This is a genomic window from Candidatus Thiothrix phosphatis (assembly GCF_035668035.1).
Classification (GTDB): domain Bacteria; phylum Pseudomonadota; class Gammaproteobacteria; order Thiotrichales; family Thiotrichaceae; genus Thiothrix; species Thiothrix phosphatis.
Map to the genome: position 1 here is coordinate 1 of NZ_JAYMYJ010000013.1, position 20,136 is coordinate 20,136.

18 protein-coding genes are annotated in these 20,136 nt (G+C 54.3%); 8 read left to right on the forward strand and 10 right to left on the reverse strand.

The window, feature by feature from the left end; translation table 11 throughout:
- Position 1 precedes the first annotated feature (1 nt).
- The 3 genes from VSS37_RS01620 to VSS37_RS01630 form a co-directional block, all read right to left on the reverse strand.
- A complete protein-coding gene (locus VSS37_RS01620) occupies positions 2–5,134 on the reverse strand; it encodes a RecQ family ATP-dependent DNA helicase (RefSeq protein ID WP_324692869.1) in 5,133 nt (1,710 codons plus the stop codon).
- An 83-nt stretch (positions 5,135–5,217) separates the two neighbouring features.
- Positions 5,218–6,663 carry a hypothetical protein gene (locus VSS37_RS01625; protein WP_324692870.1) on the reverse strand — a complete coding sequence of 482 codons (1,446 nt, stop codon included), beginning with the start codon at positions 6,661–6,663 and terminating at the stop codon, positions 5,218–5,220.
- A complete protein-coding gene (locus VSS37_RS01630) occupies positions 6,660–7,517 on the reverse strand; it encodes a hypothetical protein (protein WP_324692871.1) in 858 nt (285 codons plus the stop codon). Before VSS37_RS01630 ends, VSS37_RS01625 begins: the two co-directional genes overlap by 4 nt.
- A 565-nt stretch (positions 7,518–8,082) precedes the next feature.
- Between VSS37_RS01630 and VSS37_RS01635 the strand changes: the two genes are divergently transcribed.
- Both VSS37_RS01635 and VSS37_RS01640 read left to right on the forward strand, forming a co-directional pair.
- On the forward strand, positions 8,083–8,343 hold the full coding sequence (locus VSS37_RS01635; RefSeq protein WP_298662637.1) for a type II toxin-antitoxin system RelB/DinJ family antitoxin: 261 nt from the start codon (positions 8,083–8,085) through the stop codon (positions 8,341–8,343).
- Positions 8,324–8,647 carry a type II toxin-antitoxin system YafQ family toxin gene (locus VSS37_RS01640; protein ID WP_298662636.1) on the forward strand — a complete coding sequence of 108 codons (324 nt, stop codon included), beginning with the start codon at positions 8,324–8,326 and terminating at the stop codon, positions 8,645–8,647. The genes VSS37_RS01635 and VSS37_RS01640 overlap by 20 nt, the downstream gene beginning before the upstream one ends.
- A 310-nt stretch (positions 8,648–8,957) precedes the next feature.
- On the opposite strand, the gene radC is transcribed toward VSS37_RS01640, so the two are convergent.
- The 3 genes from radC to VSS37_RS21940 all read right to left on the reverse strand — a co-directional run bounded on the left by radC (position 8,958) and on the right by VSS37_RS21940 (position 12,130).
- Positions 8,958–9,623 (reverse strand): RadC family protein, encoded by a 666-nt coding sequence (gene radC / locus VSS37_RS01645; RefSeq protein ID WP_324692872.1) that lies wholly within the window; start codon positions 9,621–9,623, stop codon positions 8,958–8,960.
- A 495-nt stretch (positions 9,624–10,118) separates the two neighbouring features.
- Positions 10,119–11,930, reverse strand: coding sequence for a restriction endonuclease (locus VSS37_RS01650; RefSeq protein ID WP_324692873.1), 1,812 nt, complete (start codon positions 11,928–11,930; stop codon positions 10,119–10,121).
- Between the two features lie 17 nt (positions 11,931–11,947).
- On the reverse strand, positions 11,948–12,130 hold the full coding sequence (locus tag VSS37_RS21940; protein WP_510952317.1) for a hypothetical protein: 183 nt from the start codon (positions 12,128–12,130) through the stop codon (positions 11,948–11,950).
- Positions 12,131–12,392: 262 nt separating this feature from the next.
- Here VSS37_RS21940 and VSS37_RS01655 point away from each other — a divergent pair, with 262 nt between their 5' ends.
- A complete protein-coding gene (locus VSS37_RS01655) occupies positions 12,393–13,103 on the forward strand; it encodes a thermonuclease family protein (RefSeq protein ID WP_324692874.1) in 711 nt (236 codons plus the stop codon).
- 6 nt (positions 13,104–13,109) lie between these two features.
- Here the strand turns inward: VSS37_RS01655 and VSS37_RS01660 are convergent, their stop codons facing one another.
- The 4 genes from VSS37_RS01660 to VSS37_RS01675 are packed head-to-tail and all read right to left on the reverse strand — an operon-like array spanning position 13,110 to position 14,354.
- The gene (locus VSS37_RS01660; RefSeq protein WP_324692875.1) at positions 13,110–13,466 is read right to left on the reverse strand and encodes a hypothetical protein; all 357 of its coding nucleotides are present in this window, start codon (positions 13,464–13,466) and stop codon (positions 13,110–13,112) included.
- Between the two features lie 18 nt (positions 13,467–13,484).
- Positions 13,485–13,775: a hypothetical protein gene (locus VSS37_RS01665; RefSeq protein WP_324692876.1), complete on the reverse strand. Its 291-nt coding sequence runs from the start codon at positions 13,773–13,775 to the stop codon at positions 13,485–13,487.
- The gene (locus tag VSS37_RS01670; protein WP_324692877.1) at positions 13,772–14,023 is read right to left on the reverse strand and encodes a hypothetical protein; all 252 of its coding nucleotides are present in this window, start codon (positions 14,021–14,023) and stop codon (positions 13,772–13,774) included. The genes VSS37_RS01665 and VSS37_RS01670 overlap by 4 nt, the downstream gene beginning before the upstream one ends.
- Positions 14,013–14,354: a hypothetical protein gene (locus tag VSS37_RS01675; protein WP_324692878.1), complete on the reverse strand. Its 342-nt coding sequence runs from the start codon at positions 14,352–14,354 to the stop codon at positions 14,013–14,015. Before VSS37_RS01675 ends, VSS37_RS01670 begins: the two co-directional genes overlap by 11 nt.
- 511 nt (positions 14,355–14,865) lie before the next feature.
- Between VSS37_RS01675 and VSS37_RS01680 the strand changes: the two genes are divergently transcribed.
- The 5 genes from VSS37_RS01680 to VSS37_RS01700 all read left to right on the forward strand — a co-directional run bounded on the left by VSS37_RS01680 (position 14,866) and on the right by VSS37_RS01700 (position 20,132).
- Complete coding sequence (locus tag VSS37_RS01680; protein WP_324692879.1) at positions 14,866–15,918, forward strand: Fic family protein; 1,053 nt, start codon at positions 14,866–14,868, stop codon at positions 15,916–15,918.
- Between the two features lie 347 nt (positions 15,919–16,265).
- The gene (locus tag VSS37_RS01685) at positions 16,266–16,601 is read left to right on the forward strand and encodes a TrbC/VirB2 family type IV secretion system protein (RefSeq protein WP_324692880.1); all 336 of its coding nucleotides are present in this window, start codon (positions 16,266–16,268) and stop codon (positions 16,599–16,601) included.
- A complete protein-coding gene (locus tag VSS37_RS01690; protein WP_324692881.1) occupies positions 16,598–16,870 on the forward strand; it encodes a VirB3 family type IV secretion system protein in 273 nt (90 codons plus the stop codon). The genes VSS37_RS01685 and VSS37_RS01690 overlap by 4 nt, the downstream gene beginning before the upstream one ends.
- Before the next feature lie 5 nt (positions 16,871–16,875).
- Entirely contained in the window at positions 16,876–19,401 is a 2,526-nt protein-coding gene (trbE, locus tag VSS37_RS01695; protein WP_324692891.1) for a conjugal transfer protein TrbE, read from the forward strand.
- Positions 19,398–20,132, forward strand: a complete 735-nt coding sequence (locus tag VSS37_RS01700; protein WP_324692882.1) for a hypothetical protein — start codon at positions 19,398–19,400, stop codon at positions 20,130–20,132. Before trbE ends, VSS37_RS01700 begins: the two co-directional genes overlap by 4 nt.
- The last annotated feature ends 4 nt before the right edge of the window (positions 20,133–20,136 follow it).

The window sequence follows — 20,136 nt, forward strand, 5'->3', positions numbered from 1 at the left end:
TTTAAAACGGTGATTTTGACGAAAGTGGGTCAGTTTTCAGTCGGTGTTGACACTGTTGCTGGTACTGCTCTTCTGCATCTTCCCGACGACGCACCAGAATGGCTGTTACCCGCGCCACAACGCAGGTCATCCCATCCGGGTGCTTGAAAGCAGCGGACAATCTCCCTACGTCATGACCTTGCCCATCCTGCAACAACCACTTCCCATCCTGATTGCACAAGTGCAGCACATCACCTGCTGACAGGGCTGCGATAGCTTGATGTACAGGTCGCCCCAGTGCGTAGCGTCCGGCAAATCCAATATCAACCTCCTTCAGGGAAAGTTGGTGATAGTGCCGCTCCATGACAGGTGAAGCTGGTGGAATAGCAACAGGTGAACGGACTAACAGGGCAGGGGAGGCAGGTAGCCTGTCAAGCAACGGATGCCCCCGGCTGAAACGTGCCAACAATAATGTCTGCCTCGCACGGGTCATTGCCACGTAGTACAACCTCCGGGCTGCATCCCTGTCTTCATTTTTCCCAATCTTGTCCCACCCGCCATCCAGTACGGCAACATGGTTGAACTCAAGCCCCTTGGAACGGTGGGCAGTCATCAGCAACAAGCCCGTCTGACGGCGGCGGATTTCCCGGCCCCATTCTGCCAGCCAGTCCAAGAAATGTTCGGTAGGTAGTTCTTCACCCCCTGTTTCTATAGCATAGGCATCCACTGCCTCATGCAACAACTGCCACCATTGCCCCTGTGGGTGGTTCTCCAGCCATTGTTGCAACTGTACTGCACTGACCAGCTTGCCTGCCTCATGGCGTAACCAGCCAACCAGTGTCTGGGTTTCCCGCAACCGCCAGAATTGGGCACTTTCCTCGTCAGCCATCTGTACAGGAATACCTTGCCACTCACAGTATGCCCTGATTGGTTCCAGATATTTCCATTCGCGGGCAATCACGGCACATTGATCCCACTGCCAATCCGGTGTCAGGCTCGCCAGTCGCTGGAACTCACCCATAACAGCCAGTGCCTGTTCCACAAGGTTATCGCCTACCGGAAGCACTTGCACCCGTCCTTGACCAACCCTGTCCAATACCTGCCAGTCCCCACCAGAGGGGGCTTTGCGCCTTCCCCGGTCAATGCTGATCGGGTTATCTACTTTCATCCGGTTGCCCGCAGGCTGGATCAACAGGTTGGCAGCCTCAATGATATGGGAGGTAGAGCGGTAATTCTCGGTCAGGAAGGACGGCTTGGCTGCATAGTCCTGCTCAAAACGGCGGATGAACTCAACCGATGCACCGTCAAAGGCGTAGATGTTTTGGTCATCATCCCCCACCGCAAACAGGCTGAGTTTCCCCTCCTCATCCTGCACCGTGCGCCCGGCAAGGGCTGCAATCAGCTCGTACTGTTCAGGGCCAACATCCTGATATTCGTCCACCAGTATCCAGCGGAATCCTGCCAGCAAGCGTTCACGCTGTTCATCTGCCTCATCCGGCGGCAACCCTGTCCCGTTCAACAGGGAAACAGCCTGTTGGAGGATTTCCCGGAACACATCCCCACCCACTTGCTCATGTTTGTGCAGGCGTTCGGAGAAACTTGCTCCCACTAGGCGCATTGCCAGAGCATGACAGGTCAGCACAGTCACACCCTTGGCATCAGCACCAATCAACTCGTTCAGACGTTTGCGGATTTCCACCGCTGCGTGCCGGTTATAAGCCAGTGCCAGAATACCCCGTGGATTCTCCCGCCTGACCCGCACCAACCAAGCAATGCGGTGTACCAGCACCCGCGTTTTGCCTGATCCCGGCCCCGCCAATACCAGCACATTGGTCTGCTCCCGGTCGTCCGTCACGATACGCTGCTGGATTGGGTTGTTCAGGTCTTCCACAATCTTGCGCCATGATTCCGGGGTAGTCTGGCGGGCAAGCTCCTTTTCTTGGTCGGGTAGCCAGCGGTTGAGGAAGGCGTCCCGCCCCAAACTGAAATAATCCATCGACAGGCGCAAGGCATCAGCCATGGTTTCAAGGCCACGCTGCACATATTCCGCCATGATATGTATCTGCAATACCTGCTCGTCGTAATGCAACTGGAGCGGGGTGAAGTCGGCTTTGCTGAAGTTACGCCGTTCTTTCCCCAAATGGATCGTCATGGCAGGGCGAAAAACTGCCAGTCCCTTGTTGAGACGGATGACCTCTTGCTCATGCAGCCACAACAGTGCGCGATCCATAAGGCGGGATGGCTCCCTGACTTCGGCACAAAGCATGATGTCAGCCTTGATGGCTGCCAGTAATTTGCCAAGGGTGGTTTCTGCCAACAAGTCAGTTCCCCGTGTCCCAGTAGGCAAGCATGACAACAGGTGTTGCAACAGGTGATTCGCGGCCACCCGCCGCAATTCAGCCGTCTTGGTCAGGTCAGGCCATTTCCGCAAAAGATGGACTTCCAGTGTGTCTGCATCTATGCGCCTGACCCGTACACTGCCATTACCCCCATCATCACCACGCCCGTCATTGGCAAGACTGCGGATAATGCGCCCCAACCTTTCCGGCAAGGCATTAGGGTGTCCTGCATCCTTGAGCTTTTGGGCTGCCGTGCGTAAGTGCAGGACAGAGAAATCCCCTTTACCCAAATCCGGGGCAAACTCGCGCAACGTCTCCAGCAATGCTGTTTCCAACTCCACCGCTTCCGCAAACCGCTTACGGGATGAGCGTTCCACCCCTGTATGGACAAAAGAGGTCAAGGCGGTGTCATTGCTGGCAAGACCAAAGTGTTCCAGGTCGTGCAGGGCTTTGCGGACAGTCTCCGTCGTCAGTCCAGACAATCCCATGAGTTCATCCGTGGAAATGCCATCGTCAGCATCAGCACTGATAATGGCTGATACCAAAGCCAGTAACTGACGGCGATAATCTTCCGTCAAGGTGGTTTTCGCCAAGCGTTCCCGCGCCTGTTCAAGGGATGCTACCCGCAAAGAGGAAGGGAATACCTGCACCTGATTTTCTTCACGGGTCAGCAGGGTAGCTTCTTCCAACCAAGAGATGGCAGTACGCACACGGGTATCATCGCTGGTGGAATCACGCTCAAATTGCCCTTCTTCTTCTGCCGCCAATATTTCCCCGGTGGTGGCCACCACCTCCCCACCAAGCTGTTTCTTGCGGTCAATGTTGCGCAGGGATTTCAGGATCGCCTGAATTTCGTTGCGGGTCAGGCGCGAACGGGCCGACATACCAAACTGACGCTCCACATCTTCCAGCGTATACAACAAAACGCAACGGGCAGCCTGCCGGTCACGCCCGGCACGTCCGGCCTCTTGCAGGTAGTTTTCCAGTGAACCGGGGATGTCGGCATGGATGACAAGCCGCACATCCGGTTTGTCGATCCCCATACCGAAGGCATTGGTGGCAGCGATAACCCGCAGTTCCCCCCGGATAAAGCTCTCCTGTACCGTCTTTTTGTATTCAGGGGAGAGGTTGGAATGGAAGTGGTCAGCAGCCATACCTTTGCTACGCAGGAACTCGGCAATTTCTTCCGTGCGGCGGCGGGTCGCACAATACACAATGGCTCCACCTGGTTGGTCGGGTGGCAGACATTCCGCCATAACCTGATACACATGGGCAAACTTCGCATCAAGGGAAGTGGGCATCACATCAAAGGTCAGGTTGGTGCGCTCGGATCCTCCGTCAAACAGTTGCAGTTCAATCCCGACCTTTTCCTGGAAATAACCGATGATGTCTTCCACTACTTCCGGTTTGGCGGTAGCGGTCAGGCATAAAACAGGCGGCACAACCCCTTCGCCTGCCTTGGTACGGATAAACCTGCCCACGTAACGGTAGTCAGGCCGGAAATCATGCCCCCACTTGGAAATACAGTGCGCCTCGTCCAGTACCCACATACCGATTTCGCGCTGCTCCAGTACCTTGCGTAAGGTCTTGCTGCGTAGCTGCTCCGGGGCAATCAGCAGAATACCCACATCCCCCAACCGCACCCGGTCAAGCACATCTGCCCGCTCCGGCATGGACAACAGGCCATTGATAGCGGCACAGCTCGTAATACCCCGTGCCTCCAACCCTGCCACTTGGTCAGCCATGAGTGCAACCAGTGGGGAAATCACCAGAGTCAATGCCCCTGTTTTGTCAAAGCGCGACAGGGCAGGGAGCTGGTAACAGACAGACTTGCCTGTTCCTGTCGGCAGGATACCCAATACATGCTTGCCTCCCATCGCTGCCTCGACAATGGAGCGTTGTAACGGCTTGCCATGCTGGTCGGCAGGTTCGGGGCGGAAATCCGGGATATGCTTGAACCAGCGGTTCAGCTCACGCTTTGCATCGTGCCGTTCCCTGCACCATTGGCAATCAGGGTCTGTGCAGGCAGTATCTCGTAATTGCTTAACCATTGTGGCGGCCTGCGGAAACTGGTGCAGAACCCACGGTGGCATCACCGAATTGCCCCCCGCTACGGACAGCCATGCCATTGCATACGCCAATGCCCATCCCGTATCGGCAGTTTCCAGAAGGGTACGGCTATGGGTCTGGCAGGCTTGGCCTTGCAACAACCTGCCAATAACCCCACGGGCTTCACCATCAGCAGGACGGGGTTGGCGGCGGATAGCCGTGAAGAAAGCATCAAACCCAGCCGACTGAGCACCTGCGGTTGTCAGCCAGTGCCAAGCCAACAGGCGGTCTGGAGCCGTTTCCCGTAATGCCATGAAAGCCCGCCCCTGATCCTGAAAAACCTCCAGCGTCAACCGCGCATCCAGTTCAGGGTCATTGATCTGGCAACGTTTCAGTTGCCCATCCTGATAATGTTTGACCAGATGGTGGTAAGGGTTACGGGGAAATGCCAACGGGTTCAGGCAAAGGGTATCAATGGCAGGGAGCTGGAGCAGTTTCAGGTCAGGCTTGGCTGCTTGCAGATGGGGAATATCGAAAGCAATCAGATTATGCCCCAGTAGCAACGACAACCCGGAAGCAAAGCCATCAAGGCGGGGCAGGGCGGCAAGCACCTCACCTTTCCCGTGGGTCAAAGCCAGCCCGGAATCACCACGCACGGCGGCAAACTGGTGGATACGGGCATCACGCCGCCCCACTTCCAGATCCAGGGACAGGCAGCGGGTAATAAAGCCGGATGCTTTTGGCAGTTCACCTTCCCGGTCTGACATTTATTCCCTTGTTAATATGGCAAATATTTACCCCATCATAAGTATTTTGAACAACATCGGCAAACTTGAGTGCTGAATTAGACTCAAGCCAGCATGAAATCATCCAGTTGCGAATGGCTGGCAATGATGAGCTTCTCATCCACCTCATAAGCCTTAGACAAATCTATGCTTGCTTGTAACAACAATGCTTCGTTGCGTCCAAAGTCAAAAGCAGCTTCGGTCAGTTTACCCAAACGGTCATACTCCGCATTGATCGCAGCCACTACTTTTTGTTGTACCTTATCCAGTTTGGCAAGGAAGGCATCCATTTCTGCTTTCATCCGTTCGACCAACTGACCATCTTTACCCGTCATGAATTCCGCCAGCATCTTGCCAGCCAATGATCCAATCACAGCCCCCAGCACTGGTACGGGAATCAATGTCTGTCCTGCCGCCGTGGCCAAACCCACAATAGCCGACTCGGCACAGACCACCAGCCCCAGATCCATGAACGCTTCAGCATCAATTTTCCCGGCATGGTAATCCCGCCAGAGTGAGCCTACTCCCTTTGCTGCACTGACTACCGCGCCAGCAAATGGAGCTGACAAAGCAGCATGGTTGGTCAACAGGTAAATGGAGCCACCCGCAACCGCACCACCAGCCGCGCCTTTCAATGTGCTTACGCCAAGCTCTTTCCAGTCTTCAGCAGTTAGACCACCCTTAAAAGGATTCTTACCTTGCTTGTATTTTGAATACAATCCGGCTGCCAGAGAAACAGCCCCGCCTACTGCCCCGGCAACAGCAGCGGCTTTCGCCGCTTCAGTCAGACTTGCCTGATGATCCTGAGTAATCTGGTCTTTTATTTCCCTGTTTTCTGCGTCTAACTGTTTCTCATGGTTATCAAGGGTTTCATGTATTTTGCCCTGTTGTACCTCGGAGTAGTCTGACACACCAGGTTTCACGACTTCATTAAAAGCATGACCGCTTTTGCTTTCAATCTCTTGAACTTTCTCGCGTATCGCGTTGATACTTTTCTGGGACAACCCCTCCACAGGCTCACCATTCACTACCTTCATAATGGTTTCATGATGATCTTTAGGAATGTGGTAGTAAGATCCATCCCGGCCAAAATTGGCGTACTTGTCCATGTGTTCCATCACATGATCCAGGTTTTTGCTTGCGCCATTGATAAACTTCGACTGTACGGCTGTGCCATCAATCAGGTAGTCTTCCGGTGCTGTGCGACCAACCCCATCAAAAGTGGCAGCCATTCCTTCCTGGTGGAGGGCGGAGCGGGCATTGCGGATACCTACCTCAACCTGTTCCGCAATCTCGCCATGTTTGGTCAGCTCACTCCCCAAAATCTTGTTGGGACTACCAACAAAATCCCTAACCTTATCGACTTGTTCCAACGCCTTGGTAAAAGCAGCATCCTGAGCCAGTTGGCTAGTCAGTTCACTCTGTATACGATGGTTATTGATTGAATCAACCACCACCGCACTAACCTGATCCCTAATCAAATGATCACGCGGAACACACGATTTACTCATGCATTAACCTTCTTGTTCAGGAGAGCTGATAGTAAATGCACATGGTTGACGAGTGCGCCCAATCGGTCTTTGTCGGTTGCTGTAAATTGCCTATAGTCTGATGGAGCACTGGACTTGAGCACTCCCAACAGGCGTTTCATTCCATCCACTTGCGTAACAGTCAATGAATGAAGACGGGAAACTTCACTACGGGCAGTATCGAATTGTCTGGTATACACCTCAATCTCCCGACGTTTTTGATTTGCTTCTTCCGCAATTGCCTTGTTTTTAGAGCGTGCGAAGAACGCTCCCCCGACGAGTGCAGCACCTCCAATAGCCCATCCTACAGGCCCTGCCATGGCAAGAAGAGCATTACCTGCCGCCATGCCACCGCCTCCAGCCGCCAGAGCCCCACCACCTAACCAAGCAAGTGCCGCATTGGTTGCGGCGGCTCCTCCCAATGCAGAAATTGCCGTGCCGGTTGAAGCAGTTCCGAAGGTTGTCGCAATGGCCATGGCAGCAGTAGGTGCAAATGCCGCAACCCCTGCGCCGGTCGCAACACCAGCAGCAACTGAACCTCCCGCCTTGACGTTGACTTTTTCAGATTCTTTCTGGATTTGCTGGACGAGCTGGGTAAAAGTTCGGTATTCCGCCCGGAACTCTGCGAAAGTCCGGTCAAACTCCTTCGGTGTATTCGCCAGGGTATTTATATATCCCTCAACAGCACCGATGACCACTTCACTTGAAGTCTTTCGAAGTGTGTAAAGTTCCTCACTGCCTGTGCGTAGTGCCGCCATCGACTTTTGGTAAGCACTGTGTGCATTTTCCAATCCTTTTAGGGCAGATTCTTTCAGGTCACCATTTAACATAAACATCCTTATTTGTTTTTTATTGAGCTTTAATAATCTTAGCTAATGGCAATATTATTGTATATAGAAATTCACCATGCGACGCTCACACCTTGGACAAAACCTGCCAGTCCCGGTACGGGTCTGGCTTCCCGCCAAGCGTAGCGCGGAAAAACAGTTGTGAGGCACGAACATCTGTTTTGGAGTCCCCGGCGCAGCACCATGCTGCCCAACCAGCAGGCAGGGCAGCATCCAGCTCCGCCGCAATACAGTCTCACGCAGTGAGACCTTCTTAAAAGCTGGATTACCCGAAAAATATCGCATAGCGGGTGTGGATCAGAAATACTGGGGATTCCGCAAGCACCATGATCCTTCCTGACGCACGGGTATCAGCCCCGTCACACTGCGCAAAATGAACAGGATGATGCTGGTTTTCCATCAGTGACTACCCGAATGTGCTGGTAGCTTGGTACACCAACAGCTTGAAGTGGAAAACACCATCCTCGTATACGCCGACTGGACAAGGGTTGCCTTGGACTTACCACAAACATTTGAGTTACAATGTATCGCATTAGTATCAGGAGTTTCTGCCATGGCAACAACAACCATGATTCATGTCCGGCTTGACGATAGCCTGAAAAAGGATGCCTCTACGGCACTGGAGGCAATGGGGCTGTCATTGTCCGATGCCATACGTGTTTTTCTGACCCGTGTTGCTGCTGACCAGAAGTTCCCCTTTGCCTTGCAGGTCCCCAATGCTGAAACCCGTAAGGCAATGGAAGAAGCGCGGGCCATTACCAAAGCACGTTTCGATAACCAGCAAGGTCTGTTAGATGCCCTTGACCACGAATGACAAACGGGCATCCATGCCCCGTGCCAGTGACTACACCAAAACCTTCCATAAAGACTGGCAACGCCTGACCCGTTCCGGGCGTTACAAGATGAAACAGTTGAAAGAGGTCATGTTGCTGCTAATTGCCAATGATGAACCATTGGGAGCAGAGTGGAAGGATCATGCCCTGACCGGGAACTGGGATGATCACCGTGAATGTCATGTGGGCGGTGACTTCCTGCTGATTTACCGCCTGGAACAGCAAGGCAAACAGGAAATGATTGTTTTCGTTCGGGCAGGCACTCACGCAGAACTGTTTGAGTAGCCCAAACCAGCAAATACTTTCCGTCAGGTATCAGCCTGTTGGAACAAGAGTGGATGGCGCAAGCCTTCCTCTTCTGATACTTGCCAGTCCCTGCAAGGGTCTGGCCTCCCGCCAAGCGTAGCGCGGAAAAACAGTTGTGAGGCACGAACATCTGTTTTGGAGTCCCCGGCGCAGCACCGTGCCGCCCAACCAGCGGGCAGGGCAGCATCCAGCTCCGCCGCAATATGGCCTCACGTAGTGAGACCTTAGACTTCCCCGCCCAAAATCCCGCCACTCTCCAGCAGCAGGACAAAGCAGGGCAGGAAGTAGCCTATAACAGGCCACGTTCCGCAAAAGACACCACCGAATCCCCCACCACAAAATGATCCAACACCCGCACATCAATGAGTGCCAGTGCATCTTTGAGCTTCTGGGTAATGCGCTCATCCGCCTGACTGGGTTCAGGCACACCCGAAGGGTGGTTATGGGCAAAAATCACTGAAGCCGCGTTATGGTACAGGCAGCGTTTCACCACTTCGCGGGGGTGTACGCTTGCCCCGTCAATCGTGCCATTGAACAGCTCTTCAAAGGCAATCATCCGGTGACGGTTATCCATGAAGAGCACACAAAACCGCTCTGATGGCAGGTCACGCAAACGCGAACTAAGATAAAACCGCACGGCATCCGGGTCACTCAGCGGCTCACCCCGCTGCAACTTTTCCCCTAGCCACCGCTGGCACAGTTCCAGCACTGCCCGTAATTGCACATAGGTCATCTGGCTGACCCCCAACGCCCTGAAATCCTCCTCATCCGCAAGGAACAATTCCCGTAATGACTGAAAGTTAAACAGTAACGTGGTGCGTGCCAGCTCCACGTTCTCCCCCATGAACAGGCTGAGTAATTCAGCATCCGACAAGGCTTGTGAACCCCTGCCCAGTAATTTGTAAGCCGGTGTATCAAAAACCGGGATTTGTGGTTTCCTTTCCTGTGTTTTCATGTTTTCCGTCCTCTTAAAAAAAATCAGGTCACTGCCGCCTGGCGGCTATGCCCTTCGGCGAGAACGGGGGTAGCGGCATCCATGATGGACGGTGGGGAGGGGGATCACCCGGTCTGCACAAGCGCAGCGCGGAAGATTGGGGATACCCCACCGTCCACGTAGCCTGTCATGGAAGCAGCGGGGGGCAGCGCCCCGAAAGCACCAACACCCAGCCAGTCCCGGCCACGGGTCTGGCTACCCAAACCCAAGCGGAGCGCGGAAAAACCTGCGTGAGGAACGAACGGTGGTTTTGGAGGCGTCAGGGATGAGGAGGGCTAAAGTCCCGCAGGGATGCAGCGACAGCGGAACCCGTAGCAGCCCGTCCCGCAGGGGACGCACTGAAGTGATGAAGAGCGGTACGTGGAAACTGAATACTTACCCGAAAGATGGATGGGACACAGATCGGGAAAGGTAGCTGGTACAGAAACAAGAAACGTCTGTACCAACCAACGTTACTTATTTTTGCTTGGCTTCTTGCAGGTTAATACGTGCCTGATGCCCATGCTTTTCCAGCAGATGTAACAAATTTGCCCCATTCAACAAGGTTAAGGGCTTATTCGCTGCAAACTCGTAAGCATCTGGACCATAATTTGCTGTCGTGACTAAGATACCTTTGGTTGCACCTTCATGCATTACCGTGCCATGTAAATCCCGCACCGCAGAAACACCAACTGTATTGGTATAACGTTTAGCCTGAATGACAATCTTCCCACCCCGAATAGGGTCAGGATCAAATGCCACTGCATCAACACCACCATCACGGCTAGCTTGCGTGACTTTGACTTCACCACCAGAAGCAGAGAACTCCTTGGCAAATACTTCGCGGATGAGGTGTTCAAAGTCCTCCCATCCCATAGTTGCCAGATTGACAGAAGCATCAAGGCTGTCTGCCACGTCGTAGCTATTAACAAAACGCCGGTCTTCCCTGTTGATATTCAGGATAGGAGCCACCGCAGTCATACCATGCAATTTGCTGCTCCCAACCCCTTTAAGGGCCTTGAAGCAGGCTTTTGGCTCGACCTGTGCAAGGTTGATTTTAAGGAAATCTTCTTTCTTTGCATGAATGGAAAGGATACAGGTTATCGTATGGTTGCCAGTTGTCTTGTCTATAGCTGTTACCAAGCCATTTAGCACCACAGCCGACAAGGCATCTATAGTGTCGGCCTCAAACAACTCGTGCAGGGTTCGCAAAACAATCTGGTACAAGGCATCATCATAAAGCGTGTCCAATGCCCTATCAGAAAGGAACACTTCATTGATGCTGCGTTTGCTCTGGACAAACTTCACTTCCGCCAAGGACGGCATATGCTCACGGGCTGGCAACGCATAGTCCACCACTAATACGCCACTATCGTCTTGGTACTCCATATCAAAACTTTGTGGAAAACCATCAGGGTATTGGGATCCTCCCAGCACCATTTCGCAGTAGTCCAGAATGGCATCAGACTCCTTACGCTGGTAGGCATCCCGCTTTGCATCAATCCGGGCATTTTCTTCGGCCTGCTGGGTCAGATATGCCTGATTCTCCTGCTCCCACTCAAGGCACTTTGCTTCGTGATCACGTTCTGCAATTTGCTTGCGTTGCTCAAACTCCGCCAGAATGGCTACATTCCGAGCCGCTACCGCAGCACACTGGTTTTGCCACGCCTCCAATGCGGCCTCACACTCATGCTGGTGCTGTTGAACAGCGCCAGCATAGGCTGATTCTGCCGCATCATCCTGTTTCTTACGCATGGATGGCATCAACCTTGCCAAAAGTGTGCGCTTGGGCTGGAAGTCATCCTGTCTGGGCTTCGATTTAAGGTTTGGCTCTTGGGGAAGAGCCACGAGCTTGGGAGTGTTCAGGCAAGGTGCGCTTGGTCGGGGTTTGTCAAAAGGCGCATGTGACTTGATAGTTTCCCAGTCGATTGCATCATTCACATCCAGTGTATATTGCAAAAGATGACGCACATCCTCAATTTTCTGTCTGGCTTCCTGCGTTTGGTCTTCGGCAGATTGCTTCAAGTCTTCCCACTCCTGACGCAACCGCTCCTTTTCCCGTTCTTTTTCGGCCAGCAGGACTTGTTTCCGGGATTTTTCGTCATCAGCCTGACGGACTTTCTCCCGCTGTTGCTGCGTTTTCAAGAGTCGCTGCTGCCACTGTTCTTCCCATTGCTTCCGTTGCAACCTGGCTTTGTACTCAACAATCCCCTTGTCCGACCCTTTGATCTCACGCCACTTGCCAAGGCCAGAATGCTCGACGACGACATGGTAGGTAGCCCTTGTCATAGCCTGTTACCTCCTTGTCATTTGCATTTCTTTTTGGACTTACTGATAGAACCATTCTTACACAAGAATTTACCGTCCGCTGTGCAAGCCTGAACTCCACCTTTTTTACCAGCACACGGTTTGTTTCCTTTCCCCGCATAAGCATTTGAGGTCAGAGCAACACCAAGCAGGCATATGCCCAAGAAACGCAGAATTCTCATGTAGAACACCCCTGAATGATGGAAAAACAGTCTAATAATACTTTTCTTTTACAGATCATAAAACCTTTGTTTTGATCTGCCATAAACCAGCGACTAAATGACCAAACTCAAGGGCAACACTATTTGGTGAACAAGACAGGTTGCAACACCTCATCAGATGCCTGTACTTAAGTCCCCTCCCATTGTGTAAAATCGGATAAAACATATACAAGAAGGCTTTCCAGTGCTTAAACCGTTTTTTCAGACCTGCCTATTTTTCTTATTGTCAGTACCCAGCCTGCCGCTATTGGCAGACACCACCATCACTGTCCCCCTCGACAGCACGATTAACCAAACCTACACCTGCAACTTGGAAGGGCAGGTAGTGAAAGTCAGCGACGGTGACACCATCACCGTGTTGGACAGCAGCAAAACCCAGCACAAGGTCAGGCTGGCAGGCATTGATGCACCGGAGAAAAAGCAAGATTTCGGCAATGCTGCCCAAAAAGCACTAGCGGGGAAAGTGGCAGGGCAAACAGTTTGTGTCTCGTGGCACAAGAAAGACAAATACGGGCGGCTGGTAGGGAACATACTAATCAACAACCAATCTGCCAATTTACAGATGATTCAAGAAGGCTTTGCCTGGCATTACAAGAAGTATGCAGGGGAACAGACGGCGGATGAACAAACCGTGTTTGCCCAGGCCGAGACCAACGCACGACTGGCAGTCATTGGTCTGTGGTCACAACCGTACCCGGTTGCCCCTTGGGATTGGCGTGACGGGCAAAAACAGTCTTCAGCAAGACAGGCTCACCAACAGCCTGCTGCCGCTGACAAGTTGCAGGCAAACAGCAGTTTTACCTGCGGTGAAAAGCGGTTTTGTACCCACATGGATTCCTGTGCTGAAGCAACCTTTTACCTGACCCAGTGCGGCCTCTCCCGGCTGGATAAGGATGGGGATGGAATTCCTTGTGAAAGCCTGTGCAAACGCTAAGGCTGCCTAATCAGGCCATACCTGAAGCTCAATCGTGCCAGTGTTGTTCCCGTAGGCAAATGCCGCATCATTGGCAAACACCCACAACCGTCCGCTGGCGGGTGCGGTGAATGTTCCCTCGATCCCCATCCTGATGGGATGGGACATGGCCTTGTCCACCACACCAATGAGCTGGAACCAGTGTGCGACAGGCACACGCCGCATCCAGCCAAACAACCACAACATCCATCTTGAGTAACCATTGGCATCACACACGATGTACCAGTCTTGCCATGAGCCGGTGGCACGGTAACGGTACTGCTTGCCCTGTATCAGGTCAGTACCTGTGTCATTCCATTTGAGCCTGCTGTCTACCGTTACCATGACTACCATCCTCATTCATTACTGTACAGCACTACCCGGTTGGGGTTGCTCCTTCAGAATCCAGGTCGCCTCTTCTGGGTTCAGCGGCATCAGGGCAAACCCACCGCCGGTATTCCCAAAGGTAACAACCTTCCCGTTTTTGCCCGGCATCCGGTAATAATCCGCTGGTGCATCCAGCAGGCGGCGGTAGCTGGCTGCTGAAATCGGGAGGTAAGGGTACTGCAACTTGCGCACCTCTTGATAGAAATCATCGCATGTTCCCTTCAGGGGTTTTAGCTTGCCAATGGGGTAATAATAGCGGCGTTTCATACACCATCCTCCCCATGCAAGGTGTCATAAACCTCCTGATAAACAGCACCACCCAATGCACCGTCACGGTAATCCTGTGCAGCACAGGCAAGGACAAAATCCACATCGGTCATCGCCGTGCCATCATCCGTCTCATACAAGGCAAACAAGCCATCATAGAGCTTGGCATACTCCGTAAAGATGCACCGCTCGCCTTGGGCATAGCGTTCCAAAACTGCATCGGCATACGCCATTTCCTTATCCTGCATGGGTAGCCCCCTTTGCAACTGCACGGATGGCTTCATGCAAACAGGGGTCAGTGGGCGCACCCTGCCAATACGCATCCATTGCCAGACGGTTAATGACGGCCTGCACGTCTATACAGGCATCTTCATCACCCAAAATATGCTTTGCTTCTGCTTCAACATAATCAGCATCCACAATGTCTGCAAACAGCGGGGCATCCAGTCCCGTTGCCCTGACAAGCCTCAAGATTTCAAGCAAGGCAGCATCTGCACGGGTCGGGTACGGCCCTTCCATCTGCTGCGGGGTGACACGTACTTCCAGCAGCCCAATCAATTGCGCAATCAAGTCTTCCATCGGTTTTCTCCTGTCAAAAGCCATTACAAACGGGTAAGGCGTGGACAGGAAACCTGCTGTTTGCCTGCTTACTGTCCCCATCATTCGCCTTACAGCCGCCTGACGGCTATGCCCTTCGGCGAGAACGGGGGTAGCAGCATCCATGATGGACATCACCCGGCCTGCACAAGCGCAGCGCGGAAGGTTGGGGATACCCCACCGGACACGCAGCCTGTCATGGAAGCAGCGGGGGGGCAGCGCCCCAAAAAGTACCAACACCCAGCCAGTCCCGGCACGGGTCTGGCTACCCAGACCCAAGCGGAGCGCGGAAAAACCTGCGTGAGGCACGAACGGTGGTTTTGGAGGCATCAGGGATGAGGAGGGCAAAAGTCCCGTAGGGATGCAGCGACAGCGGAACCCGTAACAGCCCGTCCCGAAGGGGATGTACGTAGCTTCCTACAGATACGCAATGTTTGCTTATTGGCTAATTGCGGATATTATTGGCTAACGTTTTTCACTTTTTTGGCTATTCATGAAAACCCACTCCCTGACCATCACCCCCGAAATGCTCAAGCTGATTGCCGAGATCGACGAGTTCCGGGGCGGCTGGAAAGCCATCCACGGCATGACCCCGGAACGCCTGGAAGCCTTGCGCCGGGTGGCGACCGTGGAAAGCATCGGTTCCTCCACCCGCATCGAAGGGGCAAAGCTGAGCGATGCCGAGGTGGAAAAGCTGCTGGGCAATATCGGCAAGCAATCGTTCCAGACCCGTGATGAACAGGAAGTGGCAGGCTACGCAGAAGCGATGGAAACCGTTTTCCAAAGCCATGACGACATACCCCTGACCGAGAACTACCTGAAACAATTCCACGCCATCCTGCTGCGCCACAGCGACAAGGACACCCGCCACCGGGGACAGTACAAAACCCTGAACAACCACGTGGAAGCCTTCGACGCATCCGGCAACAGCCTTGGGGTGATTTTCAGGACTGCCACGCCGTTTGACACCCCACGGGAAATGCAGGCACTGGTGGACTGGACACGCACCACGCTGGAAGACCGCAGCCTGCACCCCTTGCTGACCATCGGCATGTTCAACGTGGTGTTCCTCGCCATCCATCCGTTTCAGGACGGCAACGGCAGATTGTCGCGGGTGCTGGCAACCCTGTTGCTGCTGAAAGCCGGGTACAGCTACGTGCCTTACACCTCGCTGGAAAGCATCATCGAACGCAACAAGGACAGCTATTACCTCGCCCTGCGCCGTACCCAAGGCACACTCGACAAGGAAGCCCCCGACTGGCTACCGTGGCTGTCATTCTTCCTGCGATCCCTGAAAGCCCAGAAAGACCACCTGGCAGCGAAGATGGCGGATAACCGGGGCTGGGAAAGCCTGCCCGCCGATAGCGTCCAGATTCTGGAATACCTCAAGGACAACGGGCGCATTACCATGAAGCAGGCGGAAGACCTCACCCAAACCCCTCGCGCCACCCTGAAACTGCGCATCGCCCAACTGCTGGAAGACGGGCATATCCTGCGGCATGGGCAGGGTAGGGGGACGTGGTACACGCGGAAAAGTGAAGCATGATTTGTCGCGCCAGTGGTACACCCAGGGAATCACTGACGGATAATCACGAAACCGTCCTTCAATACATCTCCGGTTATAAACGACCCAACACAATAACCTGAAAGTCATACCCCTAAAAGCAGATGCAATTACATAATTTCTGTAACTAATCTCTGTAACTTTCCGTTCATAAACAACTGTTATCAGTTCATCGGGTTTACACTCACACCATTCAAAAAATAAGGTTAATCTCCTGCCGTCCATCTGTTTTCCCGGATAAAGGGCGGACGGGCATAGGGCATCCATCCCACACAGGAATCGCCCACACCACACAAACCCTGATTAACCTGCACAAGGAGACTAAAGCAGTGCCGCACTATGCCCGTCATTTGTCCCGCCTGAAATCCCCCCTGTTATTTGCCTTGCTGATGCTGGCGGGTGCTGATGCATCCGCAGCCGGTGGCGGCGGTGCCGGTTTGCCGTGGGAAACCCCGCTCCAGAACCTGCTGGCCTCCCTGACCGGCCCGGTGGCACAGGTACTCGGCACAATCGCCATCGTGTTCGTTGGCCTTGGCCTGGCTTTCTCCGAAGGTGGCGGCATCATGCGTAAAGCCCTCTGGGTCGTATTCGGCCTGTCCATTGCCTTTGCTGCAACTACCTGGGGTTTGACCTTCCTCGGCTTTGGCGGTGGTGCAAGCGTATGAGCCAACGGCAGGCCAACCACCCCGAAGGCTATGAAGCCCCTGTCCACCTGTCACTGGTGGAGCCAGTGCTGGTGGCTGGCCTGCCTCGCACGGTGGGGTTCATTTACTGGACTATCGCGGCTGCCCTGACCATCGGGATGCACCAATTGTGGATTCTCCCGGTAGCCATGCTGGGACATTGGGGGCTTGCCCGCCTGACCCGATTTGACCCGCATTTCATGGCGGTTGTCCGTGCTGGCCTGCGCCACACAAAGGACAAGTTGCCGTGACCTTTATGCACAGTGATTACCTGCTGGTTGCCATCCTGCTGACCTTTTTCCTGCTGCTGGGGTTTGGCTTCTTCATCGTCGCCCGCCAAGGCATGAGTGAACGCAAGCCGGGGCATAGTGAGGCACTGGCCGACCACCTGCAATGGGGTGCGCTGGTAGCCCCCGGCATTATCCTCAACAAGAACCGCACCCTGTTGCGCACCATTGCCTTCCGTGGCCCGGATTTGGCAGCCTCCTCCGATGAGGAAATGATGGTGGTTACAGCCAAGGTCAACAATGCCCTGAAACGCCTCGGCACGGGTTGGACATACTTCATTGAAGCCCAACGTTTCCAGCAGGACGTTTACCCGCAATCACGCTGGCCGGTGGCTGTCGCTTGGCTGGTTGACCGCGAACGTCAGGGCAACTTTGAAGAAAGGGCAGAACACTTCGAGTCATCCTACTACCTGAGTTTCGTGTGGGAACGTCCGCAACCGCTGGAAAAGAAGCTGGTAGATTTGTTCTACGAAAACCCCAAGAACGCCAAACTGGAAGACGGGTTTGCGCGGGATCTGGACTATTTCATCCGTGCCACCACCGAAATCACCACCATCCTCGACACGGTGTTCCCCAGTGTTGGCGTGCTGGATGACGGGCAACTGCTGTCTTACCTGCATTCCACCCTGTCAGCCCAAGCCCATCCGGTAGCATCCCCTGACCTGCCGATGTACCTGGATGCCTATATCCCTGACCAGCCATTCATGGCGGGGGAAGTGGCGATGGTTGGCGATTACTACATGCCCACCCTGTCAGTGACAGGTTTCCCGCACACCACTACCCCCGGTGTCCTCGACAAGCTCAATTACCTGAACATCGAATACCGCTGGGTCAACCGCTTCATCTGCCTCGACAAGGGTGAGGCGATGTCCACCATCCTGCGCCAGCGCCGCTACTGGACAGGCAAGGTGAAGAACATCTGGATCATGCTCAAGGAAACCGCTGCGGGTGAACCCAGCCGCCTGTTGAACACCGATGCCCAGAACAAGGCCGATGATGCTGATGCCGCATCCCAGGAGCTGGGGATGGATCTGGTGGCTTACGGGCAGTACACCACCACCGTGACGGTGTGGGACAAGAACCTGCAACAAGCCATGAACAAACTGCACGAGATCAAGAAAATCCTCAATGCCAGCGGCTTTGTGGTCAAGGACGAACGCATGTATGCGTTTGAGGCATGGAAAGGCAGCCTGCCGGGTGAAATCCGTGCCAATGTGCGCCGCCCGCTGGTCAACACCATCAACCTTGCCCACATGATGCCGGTGTCCTCGATCTGGGCGGGGGATGTGTCCAACCCACACCTGCTGGCCGCCTGCGGTGAAGGCAACCCGCACATGGTGTGCAGCACCACTGGCTCGACCCCGTTCCGTTTGAACCTCAATGTCGGCGATGTGGGGCATACCATCATCATCGGCCCGACCGGCTCCGGTAAGTCCACCTTGCTGGCGATGCTGGAACTGCAATGGCTCAAGTATCCGAATGCCCAGGTGATCATTTTCGACAAAGACCGTTCGGCACGCGCCTCCACGATGGCAGCCGGTGGACGCTATTATGAACCGGGCAATGAGGACGCTGCCGTGGCCTTCCAGCCGCTGGCACAGATTGACCGCGAAGGGGAACGCAACTGGGCATTGCGTTATGTGTGCGACATGCTGGAACTCCAGAACCTGACCCTGACCCCTGCGATTACCCAGGAAGTGGAAGGTGCATTACGCTCACTGGCAGACGCACCACCCGAACAGCGCACCCTGACCGGCTTGCACGCACTGTGCCAGAACGCCGACATCCGCGATGCCTTGCACTTGTACACACTGTCAGGTGCTTACGGGCAACTGTTTGATGCTGACCAGGACGAACTCAAAAGCAGCTTCTGGCTGATGTTTGAGATGACCCATGTGATGGAGATGGGGGAACAGGTTGTCATCCCCACCTTGTCTTACCTGTTCCACCGTATCGAAAAACGCTTTGACGGTCGTCCAACCCTGCTGGTGCTGGACGAGTGCTGGCTGTTCCTACGCCACGGCATTTTTGCCAGCCGCCTGCAAAGCTGGTTGAAAACCCTGCGCAAACGCAACGTGTATGTGGTGTTTGCCACCCAGGAACCGGCGGATGCAGCCGAATCTAGCATCAGCCCTACCATTATCAGTGCCTGCCCGACCCGGATCTTCCTCCCCGACGCGGAAGCCACCGTCCCAGAGGTGGCGAAGTATTACAAAACCTTCGGCCTGACCGATGCCGAACTGCACATTATTGCCAATGCCCAGCAGAAACGGGATTACTACTACCGCAGCATCAAGGGCAGGCGCTTGTTTACCCTCGATATGGGGCCGGTTGCCCTGGCATTTGCCGGGTTCTCCAACCCCAAACAGCAAGTGTTCCTCGATACCATCGAAAAGAAGTTGCCAGCCAGCCGCTGGGCTGCCGCCATCCTTAAGTACAACCATCTGGACTGGGCAGTGGAGCTGCTCGAACCACCACGGAGGAAAGCTGCATGAACAGGACGTTCAACCTGAAGGCGCTGATGCTGGCGGTAGCACTGCTGGTATTAACCAGTACCCAAGGCAGGGCAGCCTTGCCCGTGGTTGATTACGGCAACCTGACCCAAAGCCTGTTGCAAGTGACCCATGCCGTCACCCAAATCCAGAACCAGATCCAGCAGATCAACCAGATGGCACAGACCCTGCAAACCATCGGTGGCAGCCAGTACGCCAATGTGGCAGGCGGCCTCAACGGGCAATTGCAGGAGATGCAAAATACCCTGGGGACACTGACACAGGTTTCCCAATCGGTAGGCAATATCCAGAACGAGTTCAACACCCTGTTCCCAGATCAAGCCAGTTGGGACAACTACGACTTCAGCAACTTTGGCAACAAGCTGGATGAATGGAGTACCGAAATCGACAATGCCACGATTGAGGCCATGACCGCCCAGGGCATCGTGCAACGGGCTGCCCTCAATGTCACCAACGTCAATTCCTTGTTAGCCCAAAGCCAGACGGCTGACGGGGAAGTGCGCCAGCTCCAGCTCCTGAACCAGAGCATGGGGATACTGGCACAGCAGATGAATGACTCGCTGCAATTGCTGGCAGCCAACGGGCGTCTGGAAGCGGCACAAGCCGCACAACAGGAGAAATCCCGTGAAGCAGCCCGCGCACGCAAGACCAAAATGATGCAAAACCTCGGTAAGGCAGAGTATGACACTGCCCCGTTATCCCACCTACCGTAACCGG

Excerpts from the sequence above, each read along its gene's own strand:
- VSS37_RS01670 (WP_324692877.1), bottom strand. The coding sequence starts at position 14,023 with ATGCAGGATAAGGAAATGGCGTATGCCGATGCAGTTTTGGAACGCTAT.
- VSS37_RS01665 (WP_324692876.1), bottom strand. The coding sequence starts at position 13,775 with ATGAAACGCCGCTATTATTACCCCATTGGCAAGCTAAAACCCCTGAAG.
- VSS37_RS01690 (WP_324692881.1), top strand. The coding sequence starts at position 16,598 with ATGAGCCAACGGCAGGCCAACCACCCCGAAGGCTATGAAGCCCCTGTC.
- VSS37_RS01635 (WP_298662637.1), top strand. The coding sequence starts at position 8,083 with ATGGCAACAACAACCATGATTCATGTCCGGCTTGACGATAGCCTGAAA.
- VSS37_RS01700 (WP_324692882.1), top strand. The coding sequence starts at position 19,398 with ATGAACAGGACGTTCAACCTGAAGGCGCTGATGCTGGCGGTAGCACTG.
- radC (WP_324692872.1), bottom strand. The coding sequence starts at position 9,623 with ATGAAAACACAGGAAAGGAAACCACAAATCCCGGTTTTTGATACACCG.
- VSS37_RS01660 (WP_324692875.1), bottom strand. The coding sequence starts at position 13,466 with ATGGTAACGGTAGACAGCAGGCTCAAATGGAATGACACAGGTACTGAC.
- VSS37_RS21940 (WP_510952317.1), bottom strand. The coding sequence starts at position 12,130 with ATGAGAATTCTGCGTTTCTTGGGCATATGCCTGCTTGGTGTTGCTCTG.
- VSS37_RS01640 (WP_298662636.1), top strand. The coding sequence starts at position 8,324 with ATGCCCTTGACCACGAATGACAAACGGGCATCCATGCCCCGTGCCAGT.
- VSS37_RS01675 (WP_324692878.1), bottom strand. The coding sequence starts at position 14,354 with ATGGAAGACTTGATTGCGCAATTGATTGGGCTGCTGGAAGTACGTGTC.
- VSS37_RS01680 (WP_324692879.1), top strand. The coding sequence starts at position 14,866 with ATGAAAACCCACTCCCTGACCATCACCCCCGAAATGCTCAAGCTGATT.
- trbE (WP_324692891.1), top strand. The coding sequence starts at position 16,876 with ATGCACAGTGATTACCTGCTGGTTGCCATCCTGCTGACCTTTTTCCTG.
- VSS37_RS01650 (WP_324692873.1), bottom strand. The coding sequence starts at position 11,930 with ATGACAAGGGCTACCTACCATGTCGTCGTCGAGCATTCTGGCCTTGGC.
- VSS37_RS01620 (WP_324692869.1), bottom strand. The coding sequence starts at position 5,134 with ATGTCAGACCGGGAAGGTGAACTGCCAAAAGCATCCGGCTTTATTACC.
- VSS37_RS01625 (WP_324692870.1), bottom strand. The coding sequence starts at position 6,663 with ATGAGTAAATCGTGTGTTCCGCGTGATCATTTGATTAGGGATCAGGTT.
- VSS37_RS01630 (WP_324692871.1), bottom strand. The coding sequence starts at position 7,517 with ATGTTTATGTTAAATGGTGACCTGAAAGAATCTGCCCTAAAAGGATTG.